Origin of the sequence: Campylobacter estrildidarum, from assembly GCF_005406205.1 — a bacterium.
Taxonomy (GTDB): Bacteria; Campylobacterota; Campylobacteria; order Campylobacterales; family Campylobacteraceae; genus Campylobacter_D; species Campylobacter_D estrildidarum.
In genome coordinates this window covers 1-3,473 of the sequence record NZ_NXLZ01000029.1, presented here as the reverse complement: position 1 = coordinate 3,473, position 3,473 = coordinate 1, and the positions used below count along the sequence as shown (strand labels likewise).

2 rRNA genes are annotated in these 3,473 nt (G+C 44.2%); both read left to right on the top strand.

Annotated elements, in window-relative coordinates:
- Window positions 1–146: 146 nt before the first annotated feature.
- Window positions 147–3,189, top strand: a 23S ribosomal RNA gene (locus CQA69_RS08725).
- A 113-nt stretch (window positions 3,190–3,302) separates the two neighbouring features.
- Window positions 3,303–3,419, top strand: a 5S ribosomal RNA gene (gene rrf / locus CQA69_RS08720).
- Window positions 3,420–3,473: the final 54 nt, after the last annotated feature.

Sequence of the window (3,473 nt, the reverse complement as noted above, 5' to 3'; positions counted from 1 at the left end):
TAAAGAATAAGTTTTAAACTTCACAGCTTATATTTTTGCTTAATATAAGTGTTTAAATGCTTTCCGTCTTAAGATAATAAAAAGTCTTATTATAAAAACTTTAACAAGGAAGTGATGCGTTTTAGAATCAACTAAAAAGGTAAAAAAGGTAAGCTACTAAGAGCGAATGGTGGATGCCTTGACTGGTAAAGGCGATGAAGGACGTACTAGACTGCGATAAGCTACGGGGAGCTGTCAAGAAGCTTTGATCCGTAGATTTCCGAATGGGGCAACCCAAGGTATAGAGATATACCTTACCTAATATAGGAGCGAACGAGGGGAATTGAAACATCTTAGTACCCTCAGGAAAAGAAATCAATAGAGATTGCGTCAGTAGCGGCGAGCGAAAGCGCAAGAGGGCAAACCCAATGCTTGCATTGGGGGTTGTAGGACTGCAATGTGCAATAAGTGAGGTTAGCAGAACACTCTGGAAAGTGTAGCCATAGAGGGTGATAGTCCCGTATGCGAAAACCGAACTTTAGCTAGCAGTATCCTGAGTAGGGCGAAACACGTGGAATTTTGTCTGAAGCTGGGTCGACCACGATCCAACCCTAAATACTAATACCAGATCGATAGTGCACAAGTACCGTGAGGGAAAGGTGAAAAGAACTGAGGTGATCAGAGTGAAATAGAACCTGAAACCATTTGCTTACAATCATTCAGAGCACTATGTAGCAATACAGTGTGATGGACTGCCTTTTGCATAATGAGCCTGCGAGTTGTGGTGTCTGGCAAGGTTAAGCACACGCGAAGCCGTAGCGAAAGCGAGTCTGAATAGGGCGCTTAGTCAGATGCTGCAGACCCGAAACGAAGTGATCTATCCATGAGCAAGTTGAAGCTAGTGTAAGAACTAGTGGAGGACTGAACCCATAGGCGTTGAAAAGCCCCGGGATGACTTGTGGATAGGGGTGAAAGGCCAATCAAACTTCGTGATAGCTGGTTCTCTCCGAAATATATTTAGGTATAGCGTTGTGTCGTAGTATAAGGGGGTAGAGCACTGAATGGGCTAGGGCATACACCAATGTACCAAACCCTATCAAACTCCGAATACCTTATATGTAATCACAGCAGTCAGGCGGCGAGTGATAAAATCCGTCGTCAAGAGGGAAACAACCCAGACTACCAGCTAAGGTCCCTAAATCTTACTTAAGTGGAAAACGATGTGAAGTTACTTAAACAACCAGGAGGTTGGCTTAGAAGCAGCCATCCTTTAAAGAAAGCGTAATAGCTCACTGGTCTAGTGATTTTGCGCGGAAAATATAACGGGGCTAAAGTAAGTACCGAAGCTGTAGACTTGCATACAACTTAGATTATTTAAGTTTAGAATATAGAAGCTAAGTTATATTTTTACTGATTTTTATAGAGTAAAGATAGAAATAAAACTTAGTAAAATCAGTAAAAATATTCTTAGTCTAAATTAAGTAGTTTAAGTTGTATGCAAGTGGTAGGAGAGCGTTCTATTTGCGTCGAAGGTATACCGGTAAGGAGTGCTGGAGCGAATAGAAGTGAGCATGCAGGCATGAGTAGCGATAATTAATGTGAGAATCATTAACGCCGTAAACCCAAGGTTTCCTACGCGATGCTCGTCATCGTAGGGTTAGTCGGGTCCTAAGCCGAGTCCGAAAGGGGTAGGTGATGGCAAATTGGTTAATATTCCAATACCAACATTAGTGTGCGATGGAAGGACGCTTAGGGCTAAGGGGGCTAGCGGATGGAAGTGCTAGTCTAAGGTCGTAGGAGCTTATACAGGCAAATCCGTATAAGAATACTCCGAGAGCTGAAAGGCTTTTTGAAGTCTTCGGATGGATAGAAGAACCCCTGATGCCGTCGAGCCAAGAAAAGTTTCTAAGTTTAGCTAATGTTGCCCGTACCGTAAACCGACACAGGTGGGTGGGATGAGTATTCTAAGGCGCGTGGAAGAACTCTCTTTAAGGAACTCTGCAAAATAGCACCGTATCTTCGGTATAAGGTGTGGTTCGCTTCGTACTAGGATTTACTCCGAAAGCGAAGAAACTTACAACAAAGAGTCCCTCCCGACTGTTTACCAAAAACACAGCACTCTGCTAACTCGTAAGAGGATGTATAGGGTGTGACGCCTGCCCGGTGCTCGAAGGTTAATTGATGGGGTTAGCATTAGCGAAGCTCTTGATCGAAGCCCGAGTAAACGGCGGCCGTAACTATAACGGTCCTAAGGTAGCGAAATTCCTTGTCGGTTAAATACCGACCTGCATGAATGGCGTAACGAGATGGGAGCTGTCTCAAAGAGGGATCCAGTGAAATTGTAGTGGAGGTGAAAATTCCTCCTACCCGCGGCAAGACGGAAAGACCCCGTGGACCTTTACTACAGCTTGACACTGCTATTTGGATAAGAATGTGCAGGATAGGTGGGAGGCTTTGAGTATATGACGCCAGTTGTATATGAGCCATTGTTGAGATACCACTCTTTCTTATTTGGGTAGCTAACCAGCTTGAGTTATCCTCAAGTGGGACAATGTCTGGTGGGTAGTTTGACTGGGGCGGTCGCCTCCCAAATAATAACGGAGGCTTACAAAGGTTGGCTCAGAACGGTTGGAAATCGTTCGTAGAGTATAAAGGTATAAGCCAGCTTAACTGCAAGACATACAAGTCGAGCAGAGACGAAAGTCGGTCTTAGTGATCCGGTGGTTCTGTGTGGAAGGGCCATCGCTCAAAGGATAAAAGGTACCCCGGGGATAACAGGCTGATCTCCCCCAAGAGCTCACATCGACGGGGAGGTTTGGCACCTCGATGTCGGCTCATCGCATCCTGGGGCTGGAGCAGGTCCCAAGGGTATGGCTGTTCGCCATTTAAAGCGGTACGCGAGCTGGGTTCAGAACGTCGTGAGACAGTTCGGTCCCTATCTGCCGTGGGCGTAAGAAGATTGAAGAGATTTGACCCTAGTACGAGAGGACCGGGTTGAACAAACCACTGGTGTAGCTGTTGTTCTGCCAAGAGCATCGCAGCGTAGCTAAGTTTGGAAAGGATAAACGCTGAAAGCATCTAAGCGTGAAGCCAACTCTAAGATGAATCTTCTCTAAGTTCTCAGCAAGACTAGCTGTTTGATAGGCTGGGTGTGTAATGGATGAAAGTCCTTTAGCTGACCAGTACTAATAGAACGTTTGGCTTATCTTTTTATAAGCATCACTTCCTTGTTAAGGTTTTTACCTTAAAAAGAAAGTAAAGGTTTTTAACTTGCTTTTAACATTGTTTTTTAAGTATTCATCAAAGAATATTTAAATAACAATGTCCGTGATTATACAGATGTGGAAACGCCTTGCTCCATCCCGAACCAAGAAGCTAAGCACATCGTGGGTGATGATACTACGCCTTACTGGCAGGGGGAAAGTAGCTCATTGCGGACTTGTTAATTTATTCTACTTCTTAATCTTCTTAGAGTATTTAATCTTTTATTTTTT